The 18,857-nt window shown below is 65.3% G+C and carries 19 protein-coding genes and 1 riboswitch; of the genes, 14 read left to right on the top strand and 5 right to left on the bottom strand.

Going from position 1 to position 18,857, the window contains the following annotated elements; genetic code table 11:
- Positions 1 to 91: 91 nt before the first annotated feature.
- Both mazG and KHO27_RS15710 read left to right on the top strand, forming a co-directional pair.
- Positions 92 to 925 carry a nucleoside triphosphate pyrophosphohydrolase gene (gene mazG / locus KHO27_RS15715; RefSeq protein WP_023630168.1) on the top strand — a complete coding sequence of 278 codons (834 nt, stop codon included), beginning with the start codon at positions 92 to 94 and terminating at the stop codon, positions 923 to 925.
- Between the two features lie 26 nt (positions 926 to 951).
- Positions 952 to 1,491 (top strand): DUF2058 domain-containing protein, encoded by a 540-nt coding sequence (locus KHO27_RS15710; protein WP_110701163.1) that lies wholly within the window; start codon positions 952 to 954, stop codon positions 1,489 to 1,491.
- A gap of 46 nt (positions 1,492 to 1,537) precedes the next feature.
- Here the strand turns inward: KHO27_RS15710 and KHO27_RS15705 are convergent, their stop codons facing one another.
- From KHO27_RS15705 to purM, 4 genes are all read right to left on the bottom strand, one after another.
- On the bottom strand, positions 1,538 to 1,720 hold the full coding sequence (locus KHO27_RS15705) for a hypothetical protein (RefSeq protein WP_023630170.1): 183 nt from the start codon (positions 1,718 to 1,720) through the stop codon (positions 1,538 to 1,540).
- 252 nt (positions 1,721 to 1,972) lie between these two features.
- Entirely contained in the window at positions 1,973 to 2,683 is a 711-nt protein-coding gene (locus tag KHO27_RS15700; protein ID WP_023630171.1) for a DUF3108 domain-containing protein, read from the bottom strand.
- Positions 2,684 to 2,691: 8 nt separating this feature from the next.
- Positions 2,692 to 3,345, bottom strand: coding sequence for a phosphoribosylglycinamide formyltransferase (purN, locus tag KHO27_RS15695; protein ID WP_110701161.1), 654 nt, complete (start codon positions 3,343 to 3,345; stop codon positions 2,692 to 2,694).
- Positions 3,345 to 4,403: a phosphoribosylformylglycinamidine cyclo-ligase gene (gene purM, locus KHO27_RS15690; RefSeq protein ID WP_214500452.1), complete on the bottom strand. Its 1,059-nt coding sequence runs from the start codon at positions 4,401 to 4,403 to the stop codon at positions 3,345 to 3,347. The genes purN and purM overlap by 1 nt, the downstream gene beginning before the upstream one ends.
- A gap of 342 nt (positions 4,404 to 4,745) precedes the next feature.
- Here purM and KHO27_RS15685 point away from each other — a divergent pair, with 342 nt between their 5' ends.
- The 6 genes from KHO27_RS15685 to KHO27_RS15660 all read left to right on the top strand — a co-directional run bounded on the left by KHO27_RS15685 (position 4,746) and on the right by KHO27_RS15660 (position 11,901).
- A complete protein-coding gene (locus tag KHO27_RS15685) occupies positions 4,746 to 5,801 on the top strand; it encodes a DUF2066 domain-containing protein (protein WP_110701159.1) in 1,056 nt (351 codons plus the stop codon).
- A 12-nt stretch (positions 5,802 to 5,813) separates the two neighbouring features.
- Positions 5,814 to 6,887, top strand: coding sequence for an AI-2E family transporter (locus tag KHO27_RS15680; RefSeq protein ID WP_110701157.1), 1,074 nt, complete (start codon positions 5,814 to 5,816; stop codon positions 6,885 to 6,887).
- A 208-nt stretch (positions 6,888 to 7,095) separates the two neighbouring features.
- The gene (gene hda, locus KHO27_RS15675) at positions 7,096 to 7,800 is read left to right on the top strand and encodes a DnaA regulatory inactivator Hda (RefSeq protein WP_031314897.1); all 705 of its coding nucleotides are present in this window, start codon (positions 7,096 to 7,098) and stop codon (positions 7,798 to 7,800) included.
- 125 nt (positions 7,801 to 7,925) lie between these two features.
- Entirely contained in the window at positions 7,926 to 8,561 is a 636-nt protein-coding gene (locus KHO27_RS15670) for a C40 family peptidase (protein WP_031314898.1), read from the top strand.
- 145 nt (positions 8,562 to 8,706) lie between these two features.
- The gene (locus KHO27_RS15665) at positions 8,707 to 9,240 is read left to right on the top strand and encodes a C40 family peptidase (protein ID WP_110701155.1); all 534 of its coding nucleotides are present in this window, start codon (positions 8,707 to 8,709) and stop codon (positions 9,238 to 9,240) included.
- A 111-nt stretch (positions 9,241 to 9,351) separates the two neighbouring features.
- Positions 9,352 to 11,901, top strand: a complete 2,550-nt coding sequence (locus KHO27_RS15660) for a dermonecrotic toxin domain-containing protein (RefSeq protein ID WP_214500451.1) — start codon at positions 9,352 to 9,354, stop codon at positions 11,899 to 11,901.
- A 6-nt stretch (positions 11,902 to 11,907) separates the two neighbouring features.
- On the opposite strand, the gene KHO27_RS15655 is transcribed toward KHO27_RS15660, so the two are convergent.
- Positions 11,908 to 12,486 carry a hypothetical protein gene (locus KHO27_RS15655; RefSeq protein ID WP_110701151.1) on the bottom strand — a complete coding sequence of 193 codons (579 nt, stop codon included), beginning with the start codon at positions 12,484 to 12,486 and terminating at the stop codon, positions 11,908 to 11,910.
- A 149-nt stretch (positions 12,487 to 12,635) separates the two neighbouring features.
- Positions 12,636 to 12,853: riboswitch (cobalamin riboswitch) on the top strand.
- A 112-nt stretch (positions 12,854 to 12,965) separates the two neighbouring features.
- Between KHO27_RS15655 and cobO the strand changes: the two genes are divergently transcribed.
- Genes cobO through KHO27_RS15625 form a run of 6 tightly spaced genes read left to right on the top strand, consistent with a single transcriptional unit; the run spans position 12,966 to position 18,857 of the window.
- A complete protein-coding gene (cobO, locus tag KHO27_RS15650; protein ID WP_046854540.1) occupies positions 12,966 to 13,577 on the top strand; it encodes a cob(I)yrinic acid a,c-diamide adenosyltransferase in 612 nt (203 codons plus the stop codon).
- A complete protein-coding gene (locus KHO27_RS15645) occupies positions 13,574 to 14,869 on the top strand; it encodes a cobyrinic acid a,c-diamide synthase CobB (protein WP_214500450.1) in 1,296 nt (431 codons plus the stop codon). Before cobO ends, KHO27_RS15645 begins: the two co-directional genes overlap by 4 nt.
- Complete coding sequence (gene bluB, locus KHO27_RS15640) at positions 14,866 to 15,516, top strand: 5,6-dimethylbenzimidazole synthase (RefSeq protein ID WP_214500449.1); 651 nt, start codon at positions 14,866 to 14,868, stop codon at positions 15,514 to 15,516. The genes KHO27_RS15645 and bluB overlap by 4 nt, the downstream gene beginning before the upstream one ends.
- Positions 15,513 to 16,421, top strand: a complete 909-nt coding sequence (gene cbiB / locus KHO27_RS15635; RefSeq protein ID WP_110701145.1) for an adenosylcobinamide-phosphate synthase CbiB — start codon at positions 15,513 to 15,515, stop codon at positions 16,419 to 16,421. The genes bluB and cbiB overlap by 4 nt, the downstream gene beginning before the upstream one ends.
- Positions 16,414 to 17,406, top strand: a complete 993-nt coding sequence (cobD, locus tag KHO27_RS15630; RefSeq protein ID WP_214500448.1) for a threonine-phosphate decarboxylase CobD — start codon at positions 16,414 to 16,416, stop codon at positions 17,404 to 17,406. Before cbiB ends, cobD begins: the two co-directional genes overlap by 8 nt.
- The gene (locus tag KHO27_RS15625; protein ID WP_110701141.1) at positions 17,403 to 18,857 is read left to right on the top strand and encodes a cobyric acid synthase; all 1,455 of its coding nucleotides are present in this window, start codon (positions 17,403 to 17,405) and stop codon (positions 18,855 to 18,857) included. The genes cobD and KHO27_RS15625 overlap by 4 nt, the downstream gene beginning before the upstream one ends.

Raw genomic sequence — 18,857 nt, 5'->3', positions numbered from 1 at the left:
GGCAAGCCAGCTCCCACAGGTACGGCATAACCCTGTGGGAGCCGGCTTGCCGGCGATCGAGGGCAAGGCCCTCGCTGAGGAAAAGATATCCATGACCTACACCCTCGACGACCTGCTGCACCTGATGGCCCGCCTGCGCGACCCGCAATACGGTTGCCCCTGGGACCTCAAGCAGGACTACGCCAGCATCGTCCCGCACACGATCGAAGAGGCCTATGAAGTGGCCGACACCATCGAGCGCGGCGACTTCGAGCACCTGCAGGGCGAGCTGGGCGACCTGCTGTTCCAGGTGGTCTACTACAGCCAGCTGGCACGGGAAGAAGGGCGTTTCGAGTTCGACGGCGTGGTCGATGCGATCACCCGCAAGCTGATCCGCCGCCACCCCCATGTATTCCCCACCGGCGAGCTCTATGCGCCGCTGGACACCCCCATGCTGGACGAGGCCCAGGTCAAGTCGCGCTGGGAAGAGATCAAGGCCGAGGAGCGCGCCGAGAAGAGCGAGCCTGAACAGCTCTCGCTGCTCGACGATGTGCCGGCGGCCTTGCCTGCGCTGTCACGGGCGGCCAAGCTGCAGAAGCGCGCCGCCACGGTCGGCTTCGACTGGCCGGACGCGCTGCCGGTGCTGGACAAGGTACGCGAGGAGCTCGACGAAGTGCTGCAGGCCATGGCCGATGGCGACAGCGATGCGCTTGAAGATGAGCTGGGCGACCTGCTGTTCGCCACCGTCAACCTGGCCCGCCACCTGCGCCACGACCCGGAAAACGCCCTGCGCCGCGCCAACCGCAAATTCGAGCGGCGCTTCCGATTCATCGAACAGGCATTGCGCGAGCAGGGCCTGAACATCCAAGATCGTACCCTCGACGAGCTGGACGCCCTGTGGGGCGAGGCCAAGCGTCAGGAAAAGAACCTGCCCAGCTGCGGCTGAGCTGATGCATAAGTGAGTGAACTTCCATGAGCCTTTCCCTTCGCGACCAATTGCTCAAAGCCGGTCTGGTCAACCAGAAACAGGTTTCTCAGACCAACAAGGCCGAGAAAAAACAGAAACGCCTGGAGCACAAGGGCCAGGCCGAGGTGGACGACAGCCAGCAGCGCCTGGCCAAGGAAGCCCTGGCCGAGAAAGCCCGAAAAGACCAGGAGCTGAACCGCCAGGTCCAGGAAAAAGCCGAGCAGAAGGCCCGTGCCGCGCAGATCAAGCAATTGATCGAGGCGACCCGCCTGCCCAAGCTGAATACCGAGGACTACTACAACTTCGTCGATGACAAGAAGGTCAAGCGCATCGCCGTCAACGCCCTGATGCGCAGCAAGCTGAGCAACGGCGCGCTGGCCGTCGTCGCCCATGGCGGTGGCTATGAAGTGATTCCACGCGAGGCGGCGGTGAAGATCCAGGAGCGCGACCCCAATCGCATCCTGCTGCTCAACACCCATGTCGAGGAGGCGGACGAGGACGACCCGTACGCAGCCTACAAGATCCCTGACGATCTGATGTGGTAAGCATGAAAAACCCCGCCTAGGCGGGGTTTTTCGTTTGAAGGGGGTGTTATTGCGACGGTCGCTGGTTCTCTAGGTATTCCAGCTCCATGCGGTACTGCTGGGCTTGGTGCTCATCATGGAACATGCCGACCAGTTGGCCCTGTTGATGCACATCCCAGATCCGCACACCAGCGGCCAGGCCTTCGTGGGACATTTTCGATTCGTCGCGTTCGGTTACTTGGACTGTCATCGTTAAACTCCACTGCTTCAGTTGGCTGCGACAGCGTGTCGCACACCCTCTTTATAGAGTTTGTTAGCAGGCTAAGTAAATAAAACAGCGATGAAACAAGTTTCATGAATGGGCCAATCGCGGGGCAAGCCCGCTCCCACGAATCGAGCACAAATACGTGGGAACGGGCTTGCCCCGCGATTGGGCGATACAGGCACTCACCAAAAAGAAGCCCCGCACAAGACGGGGCTTCGGGTATTGCAGGCAGCGCTATCAGTTGCCTTTGACCGCCTTGCCGTCCACCGTGCCATCCTGCAGCACGATCACGTATTCCTTGCCATCGGTCTCGACCTGGCGCAGCTGCACCAGCAGGTAGTCCCAGTCCTTGGCGAACCACAGCTCGGTGATGCGCTTGCTCTGGCTAGGGTCGCGCACGCGCTCGACCTTGACCGCGTCGACCTGGCCAGTCTTGGTGGCCACTTTCTCGGTGCCCAGCACGCGGAAGTCGTAGGTGTCGATCTCATCACCGTCGACCACCTGGTAGGTCATGCTTTTCTTGCCGGCGGCCACGTCATGCTGCAGCGCCAGTTGATAGGACGACTTGTCCAGCACGCCACGGTTGAGCGGCAGGCTGATCGCGTCGCCACGGTCGCTGCCAGTCACCTTCTTGCCGGTCCAGTCGAAGGTGAGGTCGACTTTCTTCGCCTTGCCCAGGCCGCCGCGTTCGAAGTGGTACTTCTGCGGCAGCAAGGTGTCGTTGTCGAGCTTGAGGGTGCTTTGCTCGGTCAGGCTGGCGATCATCATGGAGGCCTTGAAATTAAGGTCCCAAGTACCGTTGGCGTTCTTCACCAGGCTGCGCTCGGCAGTGCCGCTCATGGGCAGCTGCTTCCAGTCAGCCGTGTAGCTGGCTGCGAAAGGCTTCAGATCAGCTGCCTGGAGGGGCAGGGCGAGCACGGCGAGAGCCAAGAGCAGGGCGCGACGCATAAATTCTCCTAGGATCGAAACAAGTGACCGCTGGCCGCCAGCGGCTGGCCATCCAGTAATGCACCGTGCTCGCCCAGACGCAAGCGTCCTTCGGCGAACCAGCGCACCGCCAGCGGGTAGATCTGGTGTTCCTGCAGGTGCACGCGCTGGGCAAGCGTCTGCGCGCTGTCATCCGCTGCAACCGGCACCACAGCCTGTACGACCAGAGGCCCGCCATCGAGTTCCTCGGTGACGAAGTGCACGCTGCAGCCGTGCTCGGCATCGCCAGCCTCCAGCGCACGCTGGTGGGTGTGCAGCCCTTTATACTTGGGCAACAGTGACGGATGTATGTTGAGCAGGCGGCCTTGATAGTGGCGCACGAAGCCGCCACTCAAGATGCGCATGAAGCCAGCCAGCACCACCAGGTCGGGTGCGAAGCCGTCGATCAGCGCCATCAGCGCCGCATCGAAGGCTTCGCGGCCGTCGAAGCCCTGGTGCTCCAGCAGCGCGGTGTCGATGCCGGCTGCCTTGGCGCGTTGCAGGCCGTAGGCATCGGCACGGTTGGAAATCACCGCGCGGATGCGTACTGGGCCGTTGCTGGCGCTGTTGCTGTCGATCAGCGCTTGCAGGTTGCTGCCGGAGCCCGACAGCAGTACCACGACGTTGCAGGTCTTGCCCGGCATCAGTGTGCCTTGAGGTTCTTGAGCTCGACCTGGGCGGCGCCTTCGGCGGCCTCGGCGATCTGGCCGATGACCCACGGCTGCTCGCCGGTGGCGCGCAGCACGTTCAGGGCGTTGTCGACCTGGTCCTGGGCGACGCAGATGACCATGCCCACGCCGCAGTTCAGCACGCGGTGCATTTCATGTTCGTCGACGTTGCCTTTTTCCTGCAGGAAGTCGAACACCACCGGGCGCTGCCAGCTGGCCACGTCGACCACGGCCTGGGCGCCTTTTGGCAGTACGCGCGGGATGTTGTCCAGCAGGCCGCCGCCGGTGATGTGAGCCATGGCCTTGACCGCGCCGGTCTGTTTGATCAGCTGCAGCAGGGGCTTGACGTAGATGCGGGTCGGCGCCATCAGCAGGTCGGCCAGCGGCTTGCCGTCGAGCTGGGTGTTGTCGATGTCGGTGCCGGACACTTCGAGGATCTTGCGGATCAGCGAGTAGCCGTTGGAGTGCGGGCCGGAGGACGGCAGGGCGATCAGTGCGTCACCGGTGACCACTTTCGAGCCGTCGATGATCTCGGCCTTTTCCACCACGCCGACGCAGAAACCGGCCAGGTCGTAGTCTTCACCTTCGTACATGCCTGGCATCTCGGCGGTTTCACCACCGACCAGCGAGCAGCCGGCCAGTTCGCAACCGGCGCCGATGCCGGTGACCACGGTGGCGGCCACGTCGACGTTGAGCTTGCCGGTGGCGTAGTAGTCGAGGAAGAACAGCGGCTCGGCGCCGCACACCACCAGGTCGTTGACGCACATGGCGACCAGGTCCTGGCCGATGCTGTCGTGCTTGTTCAGGTTCAGCGCCAGGCGCAGCTTGGTGCCGACGCCGTCGGTGCCGGAGACCAGCACCGGCTGCTTGTAGCCGGCCGGGATCTCGCAGAGGGCGCCGAAGCCGCCCAGGCCACCCATGACTTCAGGGCGTGCGGTGCGCTTGGCGACGCCCTTGATGCGTTCGACCAGTGCTTCGCCGGCGTCGATGTCTACACCGGCGTCTTTGTAGCTCAGGGAGGGTTGCTTGCTCATTGATCCAGGCCTTTAGGAGGGAGGGATTCAGAAAAACGACCGGGACGGCCAAGGCCACTTTCAGAAACGGTGGCTGCCTGTACGTCACTGGTCTGCGAAGGCGCGCGATTTTATCAGGGTTGCCCCAAGGCGGCCATCCTCAGGCCGACGGGCAGGCGGGAAATCTGGGCAAAAAACGCTGTTTCACCCTGTGCGACTGGTTGCCGCGTCGGCGCCTGTATAAGGTATAGGCATGGCGACGTGCGCAAAGGCGCGGCACGGCGGAGCATTTTCCGGCGTGGCGCGGTCACAGCCCACAGGCAAGGGCGCGTCGCCCCAAGGTCATCTGGACAGGAATCCTCAATGCGTCTTCTCAATTTCCTCGCTGGCGCCTGCCTCGCTGTGGCCGGCACCCTCGCGCAGGCCGAAACCGTCTCGGGCCTGTATCAGGTTCGCGAGCCCGTCGAAGGGCAGGGCAGCGAGGCCCGCGCCCAGGCGACCGGCAAGGCGCTCGATACCCTGGTGCTGCGCCTGACCGGCGACCCCAAGGCCGCGCAGAATCCGGCGCTGGCCGCGCTGCGCAAGGACCCGCAACAGATCATTAACCAGGTCGGCACCGAGGCAGGCCCACCGGAGTCGGTGCTGGTCGAGTTCGACCCCGGCAGCACCGAGCGCGCCCTGCGCCAGGCCGGTCTGGCATTGTGGGGCAGCAACCGGCCGTCGGTCCTGGGCTGGTGGCTGAACGACAGTGTCGAGGGCAGCAGCCTGGTCGGCGATGGCCAGGGCGCCGCCGAGCCATTGCGCCGGGCAGCCCAGCATCGCGGCCTGCCCCTGCGCCTGCCATTGGCCGATCTGCAGGAGCAACTGGTGGCCAATGCCAAGCTGCTCGAGGGTAACGACCCCGCGCCGCTGCGCGAGGCGTCCGAGCGCTATGGCGCCGATGCCTTGCTGGCGGTGCACGCCCATGAGGCCGACGGCAAGTGGCAGGGCAAGTGGCAGTTGTGGCTGGGCGACCAGCGTGAACAGGGCAATGCCGAGGGCAGCGACCAGGCGGCCCTGGCCGATGCGGTGCTGCTGGCGGTGAGCAACCGCCTGGCGCCGCGTTATGTCACGCGGCCAGGCGCCAGCAGCGACCTGCAGGTACAGGTGCAGGGGATGAACCTGCAGCGGTACGCCGAACTGAGCCGGGTACTGGAGCCTTATGGCGCCCGTTTGCAGATGGCCGAAGGCGGCACCTTGACCTACCGGGTCAGCGGCAATCGCGAGCAATTGCGTGCCCAGCTGGGCCTGGCCAAGCTGCAGGAGCTGCCTGCCGAACCTGCAGCCGCCACGCCTGCGCCGAGCGCGCAGGGCGATACCGGCACAACGCCGCCCACCACTGCCGCAACGCCGTTCGACGGCTTGCGCTTTCGCTGGTAAGGAGTGGCGCAAATGACTGACATGCGTCGTTGGGTCTGGGTGGGCGCGGCTTTGGTGATCGCCGCGCTGCTGTACTTCCTGCACAACATCCTCTCACCGTTCCTGGTGGGCATCCTGCTGGCCTACCTGGCCGACCCGCTGGTCGATCGCCTGGAGCGGCTCGGGCTGTCGCGCACCTGGGGCGTGGTGGTGGTGTTCAGCCTGTTCACCCTGATCTTCCTGGCCTTGTTGCTGGTGCTGGTGCCGATGCTGGCCAAGCAGTTGCTGCGCCTGTACGAGCTGGCGCCGCAGATGCTCGACTGGCTGCAGCACGTGGCGCTGCCTTGGGTGCAGAGCCGCCTGGGCTTGGCCGACGGCTTCTGGAAGTTCGACAAGATCAAGGCCGCGATCGGCGAGCACATGGGCCAGACCACCGACATCGTCGGCGTGCTGCTGTCCCAGGCCACCGCCTCGAGCCTGGCGCTGATCGGCTGGCTGGCCAACCTGGTGTTGATCCCGGTGGTGGGCTTCTACCTGCTGCGTGACTGGGACTTGATGATGGCCAAGCTGCGCAGCCTGCTGCCGCGTCAGCGCGAGCCGCAGGTGGTGGAGCTGGCCGGCGAGTGCCACGAGGTGCTGGGGGCGTTCGTGCGCGGGCAACTGCTGGTGATGCTGGCATTGGGCGTCATCTATTCCTCGGGGCTGATGCTGGTGGGCCTGGAGCTGGGCCTGCTGATCGGCATGCTGGCGGGGCTGGCGGCGATCGTGCCATACATGGGCTTCATCATCGGCATCGGCGCGGCGCTGGTCGCCGGGTTGTTCCAGTTCGGCGGCGACCTCTACCCCATGCTCGGTATCGTCGCGGTGTTCATGGTCGGGCAGGCGCTGGAGGGCATGGTGCTGACGCCGCTACTGGTGGGCGACCGCATCGGCCTGCATCCGGTGGCGGTGATCTTCGCGATCCTGGCTGGCGGTGAGCTGTTCGGCTTTACCGGGGTGCTGCTGGCACTGCCGGTGGCGGCGGTGATCATGGTGTTGCTGCGCCATGTCCATGACCTGTACAAGGAATCGGACATGTACGCTGGGGAAGTAGACCCGGATCTGTGAGCGATCGCGGGGCAAGCCCGCTCCCATGCCCGGAGTCTTGAACACCCGGCGGGGGGCGGGCTTGCCCCGCGATGTGCTTGCATTAAACGCAACTGCTTGATTTTACTTGTGCTATTCCCCTGCCGGATTGTGCCGTCCGCGTTGCGGGTATAGACTTTGCACACTGTTCATCAAAGGCCCCCTGTGGTCCCCGCGACCGCCCGCGAGCATGAAACCGATCCAGTTGCCCCTGGGTGTGCGTCTGCGCGACGACGCCACCTTCATCAACTACTACCCCGGCGCCAATGCCGCGGCACTGGGCTATGTCGAGCGGCTCTGCGAAGCCGACGCCGGCTGGACCGAAAGCCTCATCTACCTGTGGGGCAAGCAGGGCGTGGGTCGTACCCACCTGTTGCAGGCCGCCACCCACCGCTTCCAGCAACTGGGCGAGCCCGCCGTGTACCTGCCCCTGGCGCAATTGCTCGAGCGTGGCGTCGAACTGCTCGACCATCTCGAGCAATACGAGCTGGTATGCATCGATGACCTGCACGTGATTGCGGGCAAGGCCGACTGGGAAGAGGCCATGTTCCACCTGTTCAACCGCCTGCGCGACAGTGGCCGGCGCCTGCTGCTGGCAGCCTCCAGCTCGCCGCGGGAGCTGCCGATCAAGCTGGCCGACCTCAAGTCACGGCTGACCCTGGCGCTGATCTTCCAGATGCGCGGGATGTCCGACGAGGACAAGCTGCGCGCCCTGCAACTGCGCGCTTCGCGCCGCGGCCTGCACCTGACCGACGAAGTCGGCCACTTCATCCTCACCCGTGGCACGCGCAGCATGAGCGCGCTGTTCGACCTGCTCGAACGTCTCGACCAGGCTTCCTTGCAGGCCCAGCGCAAGCTGACCATTCCCTTCCTCAAGGAAACCCTCGGCTGGTAGCGCTGAAAACACGGTGCCAGAGCGTCGAAACGGAAAAGTCACATGTTTTTCGATAAAATTTGCAAATGGGTCCGATAGAAGGCATAGTTTCCCCCTTCTAAAGGACTACAGACACGGTCGTGCCCATGCTGAAGCGCTTCGCACCCCTCGTGCCACTTGCACTTGTCACCCTTCTTTACGGCTGTGCCTCCACCGGCCCGGTCGCGCCTTCGCAGGATCAACGCATGGCCACCGAGCAATCGGTCAAGGCCAAGGCTTCCGCTTCTTCCGTATTCACCGAGGAAGAGCTGGCCAGCGAAGATGACCTCGAGGCATTTTCCAGCAACAGCAAGCCGTACCAGTTGCCCGTGCTGGCCGACAGCATTCTCGAACGCGGCATGGCGCTGATCGGTACTCGCTACCGCTTCGGTGGCACCTCCGAGAAGTCCGGCTTCGACTGCAGCGGTTTCATCGGCTACCTGTTCCGCGAAGAGGCCGGCATGAACCTGCCGCGTTCGACCCGCGAGATGATCAACGTCGACGCACCGAAGGTCGCGCGCAACAAGCTCAAGCCCGGCGACCTGCTGTTCTTCAGCACCAACGGTCGTGGTCGCGTCAGCCACGCCGGCATCTACCTGGGTGACAACCAGTTCATCCATTCCAGCAGCCGCCGCAGCGGTGGCGTGCGCATCGACAGCCTGGGCGATCGCTACTGGAGCAAGACCTTCATCGAGGCCAAACGCGCGCTCGCCATGGCGCCGACCACGATCTCGCGCAATTGAATTGATATCAAAATGCTGTAACCTGCCACGGCGGCGTAGCTGAAAGCTCGCCGCCGTGCGCATTTACAGAAAGCGTCTAATCTAAATTCTCAACTCTTTTTACCTTCGGCCATGGCCGGGGGCTTCCCGACAGGACGTTTACATCATGGCGATGTTGGCGCGCTTCGCATTCTTCTCCCTCGTAGCCCTGCTCGCGGCCTGCTCCAGCCGTGCACCCGCTCCGGCACCGATGGCCAAGGCCCCAATGGTGTTCAACCCATCGCCCTCGTCGCCCGCGGCGGACGATGTGCTGTTCCGAGCCATCGGCCTGGTAGGCACGCCCTATCGCTGGGGCGGCAACACGCCGGACGCCGGTTTCGATTGCAGCGGCCTGATTGGCTACGTGTATCGTGACGCCGCCGGCATCAACCTGCCGCGCACCACCCGCGACATGATCGTCATGCGTGCGCCAAACGTGGACATCAACGCCCTGCAGTCGGGCGACCTGGTGTTCTTTGCCACTGGCGGTGGCTCGCAGGTGAGCCATGCCGGGATCTACGTGGGCGAGGGGCGTTTCGTGCATGCGCCGTCCGCTGGCGGTACCGTGCGCCTGGACTACCTGTCCAACAGCTATTGGGCCAAGGCCTACCTGCAGGCCAAACGGGTGATCCCTGCGGGGCATCTGGCGCAGAACCCTTGATACTGCGCCCACTCTGGCGCGTTGAAAGCTTGCAGGCATATGTATCTACCCCAGCACACTGCGTGCCTTGCCCGATGATGTTCGATTCCACATCCATTTCAGGAATCGAACATGACACCCCTCGAACAGACGCTTTGCCATAACCTTCAGGTGCTTGGCACGGGGCATGCGCTTGCCCGGCTTGTCGACGACGTGCTGCGGGATTACCCGGATCCCTACGAGCTGGCCTTGCGCAATGCACAAGCGATCCTGCAAAGGCATACGGGGAAAAAACTGGACCCAGAGCGGGTATGGTGGCATCAGTTCAATCACGCCAGTTCCAGCAGCCGCAGTTTCACTGGGTGGGTGCACAGCGGGCCGCCGGGCCGCTCCATGGGCTTGCTGCAGTTGATGATCCAGCGCTTCGATCTGCCGTTCCAGGATGCCAGTGACGAGCTGGATGTATACGGCGGTTTCTACCGGCAGGGGCCGGGTGCGGCGTGGTATGACGAGCGCAATGAAGTGCGGCTGCTGGCCCGTGACGTCCAGGCTGACTTCTGGGCATTGGACCTTGGGGCCAAGCATTGTGAGCAGGTGGCCACGTTCTGGTCTCGCCATGCCGAGAATTTTCGCGTACTGGCCAAGATCAACCTGTTGGCTCAAATCGCTGTCGCCCGGGACGCTGGCAGGCTTGCTCCGGATGACGCACAGTGCCTGCGGCAGATGGCGGATCAACACCTGACCGCGATCGGGGTTGCGCCAACCCTCGAAGGGCTGCGCCGACACGCCATGACCCCAATTACCGCGAGCTGGTTTGCCGTAGGCGGTAGCGACCGGGCGGCCATCACCTGTTTACGATTGTCGGGGACGCGGGTGGTGGTGTACCTGCCCTGGGCGCAGGAGGTGTTGCGTGCCTTCGAAACACCTCTGGCAATGGCCGCGTGGCTTCGCCAGCAACTGCAGGACGGCCAGCTGAGGGCAGGCTACCTGGGAGCCCTGACGGCCGATCCCCATGCCGCTGGTGCGGCAGCGATACGCGAGGCGCTGCAGGCCTTGGCCGACACGGACTGTGCGGCGGACGCATTGGCGTTGCTCCTGGCCTCCGCCCGGCCGGTGGTCGGTGATTATTTTGCCTTGCTGGCCGCCCAGGCGCGTGAAGAGATGCGCCGCGGCGCCGAGCGCATCACCAGCAACAGCGAGTTGCGTTCGGGTATGTGGCGCGGCTACCTGGGGGCCTTCCTGAAGATTTTCGGTAGCTTTGCGCCCTTGGGGTGGCCAGCGGCCTTGGTGCTGCTCGGGGCGACAGTGGGCAAGGTCGGCCTGGACGTGGATGCGGCGATTCACGCCAAGGACGCGCAAGGGCGCAAGGCGGCCCTGCGGACCGCGATGCTCGACAGCGTGTTCGCAGCCTTGGGAATGATCGAGGTCGGGTTCGGCAGCAGCTTCGCCTCGTTGTCCCATGTAGTGCCATTCCATGAAAACGACATATCGTTGCGTGGCTGGACCCTCTCGGCAAACCCGGCCGCCGAATTGGAGGTCCGGGTTGCCAACCGGGTACTCGGCGCGCCGATACAGACGCCAGGCCTGCTCCAGGGAATCACAATGGGCCCGTCGGGGGATACCTGGATCGCCCTGGAAGGTGTGCCCTATCGCGTGCGCTACAGTCCCGAGCTCGAACACTGGCTGGTCGTGCCATCTGACAATCCCTTTGCCTATGTCCCACTACGGCCAGTGCGATTGTCTTCGGCGGGTGAGTGGGAGTTGTTGGAGCGGCCACGTCTGCTGGGCGGCAGCCCTCCTTCGAGCGGGGCCGGGCTGACCCGCCAGGGGTCGGCATTCTGGGATGAATACATGCGCACCGATCTGGTACGCAGCAATGCGCTCTCGAACATCGCGAAGGCTCGGCATCGTGCGCTGCTGGCCCAGCAGGACATCCTGTTCGTGGAAGAGGAGGGGAGCCCTCAGGATGCAGACGGCTTCTTCCACGTAATGTTGAACGGCGAGCCGGAATACACCTACCGTGATGGCGCTCACTATCGTAACGACCTGATCTATACCTACACCGAGGAAGACTCGAAGATAAACAGCTTCCTGCGCGAAGGGCGGCGGGAATTTGCCTATGGTGACGAAGTGGAGTATGTCAACAAGCTTGCCGACTCTTTGGTGGAGCTGCCAAAGGACAGCGATGTACCTTTGTATCGAGGTGGTTTTGGCGGTCGAGGTACCAGCGGTCAGCATTTTCGCAACGGCCAGCTCAAGGTTGGTGATCTGCTTGTCAGCACCGACCTGACCTCGTTCACGGAAAATCCGTACATCGTGCGTCGTTTTGCCGCTGACACAGATCAGAGCACGGCCACTGGTGTCGAGGGGGTGTTCGACGACACATCAGTGGTCTTCGAGCTGCCTGCAGGACACTATGAGCGTGGGGTGCCGATCACCTTGTTTTCCAGTCTGCCGGCCGAGGCTGAAACGCTGTTTCTGCCGGGCACCTGTTTTCGCATAGAAAACCTGAGCGAAATAGAAGGTGCCGACTATCACTTCGTCAACGTAGTCCTAAGAGAAGTGTCGCGCCCCGCGAGCGGCACATTCTACGAACTGCGTACCGGGCAGCCGTTCGACCTGCAGGCTTACGCCGCCAGGCTCGACAATCAGGCGTTGGCAAGCCGTTTCTTCGAGGACTGATCGTCCTCAGGCCTGCTTGAGCAGCAGTGCTACCCCGGGATAATACTGGCCCGATTCGTTGTGCAGCTTGCGATAGGCATAGGGGAAGTACCAGGCGATCGCACAGGCGGTGTGCTTTTGCAGGTCATCGGCCAAGTCCTGCAGTTCCTCGGGGCTGGCGTGCTGGCCGGCCTTCCACGGGGTGACGAACAGCGCCCCGGCCTTGAGCTGGCTGGCGTAAGCGATCGCCTTGGCCTGGTTGGCGGTTTCCAGTAGCGCCGGCGCCAGGTCGAGGCGGGCAATGCGTGGCCAGCGCTGGCTGGTGTGCAGGTGGATCGATTCCTCGGCGCTGCTGATGGCCAGGTCGCCACGGGCTTCGCGTTCGCCTTCGTCGCGCTGCTTCTTGCTCGTGTACTGCTGCAGCGCCACCAGCTCGGCCTGCCAGGCGGCGGCCGCGAGCAGCCCGGCATTGGCGGCGGCGCCGTGCCAGTACGGGGCTTCGTTGTCGCCCTGGAACTGATTGAAGCGGTCGATGCAGTCGACCCAGCGTTCCAGGGCCGGGCGCAGGAATTCCAGGCGCGGGTTGTTGATGATCAGGCCTTGCATGCTGCGCTCCTTGTATTTGTGATCGAGGTCAGCCGAAATGGTGGCTATGTGATATCACTGCTTTCAGTGTGGCACAAGCTGGCGAATCGGCCATTGATCCAGGCCAGATCGGTCCTCGTTCGATTGACGCTCCCGGTGCAACCCTCTAACCTTCGCGGCGTGTTTCAGGTGCCCGGCGAACCGAGGTTCGGCAGGGTGAAACTGGGAAGCCGGTGGGCGCCAGCAGGCGCGAATCCGGCGCTGCCCCCGCAACGGTAGGTGAGTAGAAGACGGCGTATAGCCACTGGGTACAGGTATCCGGGAAGGCGCGTCGTCCGGGCATGGCCCGCTCACGAGCCCGGAGACCGGCCTGTCACTGCCAACGGCATCACGGAGGGTGATGTGCGGTGTGATGTGGCCTGGGGCCACGGCTCCTGCGCGTTCTCCGTCTGCCCGCCTTTTCCCTGTCGCCCACCGGCGGCAGCCTGCGGAGACCCCTGATGAGCGAATCCACCGAACGCGACGAACGTCACCTGGCGCGCATGCTGCGCAAGAAGGCGATCATCGACGAGCGCATCGCCAATTCCCCCAACGAATGCGGCCTGCTGCTGGTACTGACCGGCAATGGCAAGGGTAAGAGCAGCTCGGCTTTCGGCATGCTCGCCCGCGCCCTGGGCCATGGCATGCAGTGCGGCGTGGTGCAGTTCATCAAGGGCCGCAACAGCACCGGCGAAGAGCTGTTCTTCCGTCGCTTCCCCGAGCAGGTGCGCTATCACGTGATGGGCGAGGGCTTTACCTGGGAGACCCAGGACCGCCAGCGCGACATCGCCGCTGCCGAAGCGGCCTGGGCGGTATCGCGCCAGTTGCTGCAGGATCCGTCGATCCAGTTCGTGGTGCTCGATGAGCTGAACATCGCCCTCAAGCATGGCTACCTCGACCTCGACCAGGTGCTCTCGGACATCCAGGCCCGCCCACCGATGCAGCACGTAATCGTCACCGGCCGCGCGGCCAAGCCCGAAATGATCGAACTGGCCGACACCGTCACCGAGATGGGCATGCTCAAGCACGCCTTCCAGGCCGGTATCCGCGCACAGAAGGGCGTCGAGCTGTGAGTGACTCACGCCAATGCCCCGCCGTGCTGATCGCTGCCCCGGCCTCGGGCCAGGGCAAGACCACGGTGACCGCCGCCCTGGCCCGCCTGCACCGCAACCTCGGGCGCAAGGTGCGGGTGTTCAAGTGCGGGCCTGACTTTCTCGACCCGATGATCCTCGAGCGCGCCAGCGGTGCGCCGGTCTACCAGTTGGACTTGTGGATGATCGGTGCCGAGGAGAGTCGTCGCCTGCTGTGGGAAGCGGCGGGCGAGGCCGACCTGATCCTGATCGAAGGCGTGATGGGGCTGTTCGACGGCACGCCATCGAGCGCCGACCTGGCCCGCCATTTCGGCGTGCCGGTGCTGGCGGTGATCGATGGCACGGCCATGGCCCAGACCTTCGGCGCCCTGGCCCTGGGCCTGGCGCGCTACCAGCCCGACCTGCCATTCGCCGGAGTGCTGGCCAACCGGGTTGGCAGCCTGCGCCATGCGCAGTTGCTCGAAGGCAGTCTCACCGAAGGCCTGCGCTGGTACGGCGGGTTGTCCCGCGAGCGTGGCATCGAGCTGCCCAGCCGCCACCTGGGCCTGGTCCAGGCCAGTGAACTCAACGACCTGGACGCGCGCCTGGATGCCGCCGCCGAAGCGCTCGGTGCCAGCTGCGATGCCGCATTGCCGCCACCGGTCGGTTTTGCCCGGCCTGAGCCGCTGGGCGTAACCACGCCGCTTGCCGGGGTGCGCATCGGGGTGGCCCACGACGAAGCCTTCGCCTTCACCTATGGCGCCAACCTGGACCTGCTGCGCAGCCTCGGCTCGCAGCTCGAATTCTTCTCGCCGTTGCATGATCGGGAGTTGCCTGATGTAGACAGCCTGTACCTGCCAGGCGGCTACCCGGAGTTGCACCATCAGGCCCTGGCCGCCAACGCTCCCATGCTGGGAGCGATCCGTGGCCACCACGCCGAGGGCAAGCCGCTGCTGGCCGAATGTGGCGGCATGCTCTACCTGCTCGACGCACTGACCGATGTGGCCGGTGTGCGTGCGCTGCTGGCAGGCCTGCTGCCGGGCGAGGCAACCATGCAGAAACGCCTGGCGGCCCTGGCCCTGCAGGCCGTCGAGTTGCCCGAAGGCACCCTGCGCGGCCACACCTATCACCATTCGCTGACCAGCACCGAGCTGGAACCGATTGCCCGTGGCCTGAGCCCCAACGGCGGACGCGGCAACGAGGCGGTCTACCGCCTGGGGCGGCTGACCGCTTCCTACGTGCATTTCTATTTTCCGTCCAACCCCGACGCGGCGGCGGCGCTGTTGCGACCATGAGCGAACACGCGTACAGCGCCGTTGAGCGCGCGGCGATCTACCGGGCCATCGGTGAGCGTCGCGACATGCGCCATTTTGCCGGCGGCGAGGTGGCGCCCGAGTTGCTGGGGCGTCTGCTGGCCGCTGCTCACCAGGCCCCCAGCGTGGGCCTGATGCAGCCCTGGCGCTTCATTCGTATCAGCCAGCGCGGTTTGCGCGAACGTATCCAGGCTTTGGTGGAGGAGGAGCGGGTGCGCACCGCCGAAGCCCTGGGCGAACGTTCCGATGAGTTCATGAAGCTCAAGGTCGAAGGCATCAACGACTGCGCCGAGGTGCTGGTCGCAGCGCTGATGGACAAGCGCGAGGCGCATGTTTTCGGCCGCCGCACCCTGCCGGAGATGGACCTGGCTTCGCTGGCCTGCGCCATCCAGAACCTGTGGCTGGCGGCGCGGGCCGAAGGGCTGGGCATGGGCTGGGTGTCGTTGTTCGAGCCGCAGGCCCTGGCCGAGCTGCTGGGCATGCCCGCAGGCGCCAAGCCCATGGCGGTGCTGTGCCTGGGGCCGGTGACCGAATTCTACCCGGCGCCGATGCTGGTGCTGGAAGACTGGGCCGAGCAACGGCCGTTGAGTGACATGCTGTACGAGAACCAATGGGGGGAATGCCCATGAGCGTGGCCTTGCTGACCGTGGCCGGCGTGGCCCTGGATGCACTGCTGGGCGAACCGCGGCGGCGCCATCCGCTGGTGGGCTTCGGCAACCTTGCCGCGCGTCTGGAGCAGCGCTTCAACGCTGGTGGCCGGGGCTGGCGCAGCCACGGTGTCACGGCCTGGTTCCTGGCGGTGGTGCCGCTGACCTTGCTGGCGCTTATCCTTTCCTGGCTGCCCGCTATCGGCTGGCTGGTGGACGTGCTGGCGCTGTACTGCGCCCTGGGCCTGCGCAGCCTCGGCGAGCATGTGCTGCCGGTGGCCCAGGCGTTGCGCCAGGGCGACCTGGCGGAGGCGCGGCGGCGCGTCGGTTACCTGGTCAGCCGCGAGACCCGTGAACTGGACGAACCTGCCGTGGCCCGGGCGGCCACCGAGTCGGTGCTGGAGAACGGCAGCGATGCGGTATTCGCCGCGCTGTTCTGGTTCGTCGTGGCCGGGGCGCCTGGGGTGGTGCTGTATCGCCTGAGCAATACCCTGGATGCCATGTGGGGCTATCGCAACGAACGTTTCGAGCGCTTCGGCTGGTGCGCGGCACGCATCGACGATGGGCTGAACTATATTCCCGCCAGGCTGGTGGCGCTGACCTATGCGCTGCTGGGCAAGACCCGCCTGGCCCTGGCCTGCTGGCGCAAGCAGGCGCCGCTGTGGGACAGCCCCAACGCCGGCCCGGTGATGGCGGCGGGGGCCGGTGCCCTGGGGGTGGAGCTGGGTGGCCCGGCGGTGTATCACGGCGAGCTGCACGAACGCCCGCGCCTGGGCGAGGGGCCGATGGCCGACGCCGACGCCATCGAAAGAGGCTGGAACCTGGTACAGCGCGGCGTCTGGCTGTGGGTGCTATTGATCTGCGTGGGAGCCTACCTGAATGCTTGAGCACGGTGGCCGCCTGCTACGGGCGGTGAAACAGTACGCGATCCCTCGGCAACAGTGGCTCGACCTGTCCAGTGGTATCGCACCCTGGCCTTACCCGATACCGCCGATTCCCATGGACGCCTGGGCTCGACTGCCCGAGACCGAGGACGGCCTGGAAGCGGCGGCGCGGCGTTACTATGGCGCGCAGCCGCTGCTGGCGGTAGCTGGCTCCCAGGCGGCGATCCAGGCCTTGCCGTACCTGCGTCCGATCGGTCGGGTCGGGGTGCTGACGCCATGCTATGCCGAACATCCGCATGCCTGGGCGCGGGCGGGGCATGCGCTGGTCGAGCTGGATGAGGCCCTGGTCGAGGACGCACTCGACAGCCTGGATGTCCTGGTACTGGTCAACCCCAACAACCCCACCGGCCGCCGTGTGCCCCGCGAACGCCTGCTGGCCTGGCATGCGCGTCTGGCTGCGCGGGGTGGCTGGTTGCTGGTGGACGAAGCCTTCATGGACAACACGCCGGCACACAGCGTGGTCGATCAGGCCGGACAACCCGGGCTGATCGTGCTGCGCTCGTTCGGCAAGTTCTTCGGTCTGGCCGGCGTGCGGCTGGGCTTCGTCGTCGCCGAGGCGGATGTGTTGCGGCAACTGGCCGAGGCGCTCGGGCCCTGGACCGTCAGTGGCCCGACCCGCGTACTGGGGCAGGCGTGCTTCGCCGACGAGGCGACGCACCTGGCGCAGATTGCCCGGTGCGCCCTGGCCAGCCAGCGCCTGGCCAGGTTGCTCGAAGGCGCAGGCTTGCCACCCAGCGGCGGTTGCGACCTGTTCCAGTACGTGCGTGACGAACGCGCCACGCACCTGCACGACTACCTCGCCCGCCGGGGCATCCTGGTGCGGCTGTTCGAGCGACCGTGCGCGCTGCGCTTCGGCCTGCCCGCCACGGCGGCTGACGAACAACGCCTGGCCCAGGCCCTGGCGGACTACCACAAGGAATCGGCATGACCACCCTCATGGTGCAAGGCACCACCTCCGATGCCGGCAAGAGCACGCTGGTCACCGCCCTGTGCCGCTGGCTGCTGCGCCAGGGTGTCGCCGTGGTGCCGTTCAAGCCACAGAACATGGCGCTCAACAGCGCCGTGACCGCCGACGGCGGCGAGATCGGTCGCGCCCAGGCGGTGCAGGCCCAGGCCTGCCGGCTGGCGCCGCACACCGACATGAACCCGGTGCTGCTCAAGCCCAACAGCGACACCGGCGCCCAGGTGATCGTCCATGGCCGGGCGGTGACCAGCATGAACGCCGTGGCCTATCACGACTACAAGACCATCGCCATGCAGGCGGTGTTGGCCTCCCACGAGCGCCTGAGCGAAGCCTACCCGGTGGTGATGGTCGAAGGTGCTGGTTCCCCGGCGGAGATCAACCTGCGGGCTGGTGATATCGCCAACATGGGCTTCGCCGAGGCCGTCGACTGCCCGGTGATCCTGGTGGCCGATATCAACCGGGGCGGGGTGTTCGCCCATCTGGTCGGCACCCTGGAGTTGCTGTCGGCGAGCGAGCAGGCGCGGGTCAAGGGCTTCGTCATCAACCGTTTCCGTGGCGACATCGCCCTGCTGCAACCTGGCCTGGACTGGCTGGAGCAGCGCACCGGCAAGCCGGTGCTGGGCGTGCTGCCCTACGTCACCGACCTGCACCTGGAGGCCGAGGATGGTATCGATACGCGCCAGGGCGAAAAGGGTGAGCGCCTGCTGAAGGTGATCGTCCCGGTGTTGCCGCGCATCAGCAACCACACCGACTTCGACCCGCTGCGCCTGCATCCGCAGGTGGACCTGCAGTTCATCGGCCCGGGCCAGCCGATTCCGCCTGCCGACCTGATCATCCTGCCCGGCTCCAAGAGCGTGCGCGGCGACCTGGCGCAACTGCGCGAGCGCGGCTGGGACACGGCCATCGCTCGGCACCTGCGTTATGGCGGCAAGCTCATCGGCATCTGCGGTGGCCTGCAGATGCTCGGCGAGCAGGTGCATGATCCCCTGGGCCTTGAGGGGCCGGCCGGCTCCAGTGATGGCCTGGGCCTGCTGGCGTACAGCACCGTGCTGGAATCCGAGAAGCAGTTGCGTAATGTGGCGGGCACGCTCGATCTCGAGCAGGCCCCGGTTGCGGGGTATGAGATCCATGCCGGCGTCACCAGCGGGTTGGCGCTGGAGCGCCCCGCAGTGCAACTGGCCGATGGCCGTGCCGATGGCGCCATCAGCGCCGACGGGCAGATCCTCGCCACCTACCTGCATGGCCTGTTCGAGGGTAGCCAGTCGTGCGCCGCGCTGCTGCGCTGGGCCGGGCTGGCCGATGCGCAGACCATCGACTACGAGGCCCTGCGCGAGCGCGATATCGAGCGCCTGGCCGATCTGGTCGAGCAGCACCTGGACACCGCGCGCCTGCGCGAACTGTGTGGAGTCGCCTGA

Origin of the sequence: Pseudomonas sp. RC3H12, from assembly GCF_018596375.1 — a bacterium.
In the GTDB taxonomy this organism is placed as follows: domain Bacteria; phylum Pseudomonadota; class Gammaproteobacteria; order Pseudomonadales; family Pseudomonadaceae; genus Aquipseudomonas.
Note: the sequence above shows the minus strand (reverse complement) of the source record. Positions and strands in the feature narration are given on the sequence as shown.

Excerpts from the sequence above, each read along its gene's own strand:
- mazG (WP_023630168.1), top strand. The coding sequence starts at position 92 with ATGACCTACACCCTCGACGACCTGCTGCACCTGATGGCCCGCCTGCGC.
- KHO27_RS15710 (WP_110701163.1), top strand. The coding sequence starts at position 952 with ATGAGCCTTTCCCTTCGCGACCAATTGCTCAAAGCCGGTCTGGTCAAC.
- KHO27_RS15705 (WP_023630170.1), bottom strand. The coding sequence starts at position 1,720 with ATGACAGTCCAAGTAACCGAACGCGACGAATCGAAAATGTCCCACGAA.
- KHO27_RS15700 (WP_023630171.1), bottom strand. The coding sequence starts at position 2,683 with ATGCGTCGCGCCCTGCTCTTGGCTCTCGCCGTGCTCGCCCTGCCCCTC.
- purN (WP_110701161.1), bottom strand. The coding sequence starts at position 3,345 with ATGCCGGGCAAGACCTGCAACGTCGTGGTACTGCTGTCGGGCTCCGGC.
- purM (WP_214500452.1), bottom strand. The coding sequence starts at position 4,403 with ATGAGCAAGCAACCCTCCCTGAGCTACAAAGACGCCGGTGTAGACATC.
- KHO27_RS15685 (WP_110701159.1), top strand. The coding sequence starts at position 4,746 with ATGCGTCTTCTCAATTTCCTCGCTGGCGCCTGCCTCGCTGTGGCCGGC.
- KHO27_RS15680 (WP_110701157.1), top strand. The coding sequence starts at position 5,814 with ATGACTGACATGCGTCGTTGGGTCTGGGTGGGCGCGGCTTTGGTGATC.
- hda (WP_031314897.1), top strand. The coding sequence starts at position 7,096 with ATGAAACCGATCCAGTTGCCCCTGGGTGTGCGTCTGCGCGACGACGCC.
- KHO27_RS15670 (WP_031314898.1), top strand. The coding sequence starts at position 7,926 with ATGCTGAAGCGCTTCGCACCCCTCGTGCCACTTGCACTTGTCACCCTT.
- KHO27_RS15665 (WP_110701155.1), top strand. The coding sequence starts at position 8,707 with ATGGCGATGTTGGCGCGCTTCGCATTCTTCTCCCTCGTAGCCCTGCTC.
- KHO27_RS15660 (WP_214500451.1), top strand. The coding sequence starts at position 9,352 with ATGACACCCCTCGAACAGACGCTTTGCCATAACCTTCAGGTGCTTGGC.
- KHO27_RS15655 (WP_110701151.1), bottom strand. The coding sequence starts at position 12,486 with ATGCAAGGCCTGATCATCAACAACCCGCGCCTGGAATTCCTGCGCCCG.
- cobO (WP_046854540.1), top strand. The coding sequence starts at position 12,966 with ATGAGCGAATCCACCGAACGCGACGAACGTCACCTGGCGCGCATGCTG.
- bluB (WP_214500449.1), top strand. The coding sequence starts at position 14,866 with ATGAGCGAACACGCGTACAGCGCCGTTGAGCGCGCGGCGATCTACCGG.
- cbiB (WP_110701145.1), top strand. The coding sequence starts at position 15,513 with ATGAGCGTGGCCTTGCTGACCGTGGCCGGCGTGGCCCTGGATGCACTG.
- cobD (WP_214500448.1), top strand. The coding sequence starts at position 16,414 with ATGCTTGAGCACGGTGGCCGCCTGCTACGGGCGGTGAAACAGTACGCG.
- KHO27_RS15625 (WP_110701141.1), top strand. The coding sequence starts at position 17,403 with ATGACCACCCTCATGGTGCAAGGCACCACCTCCGATGCCGGCAAGAGC.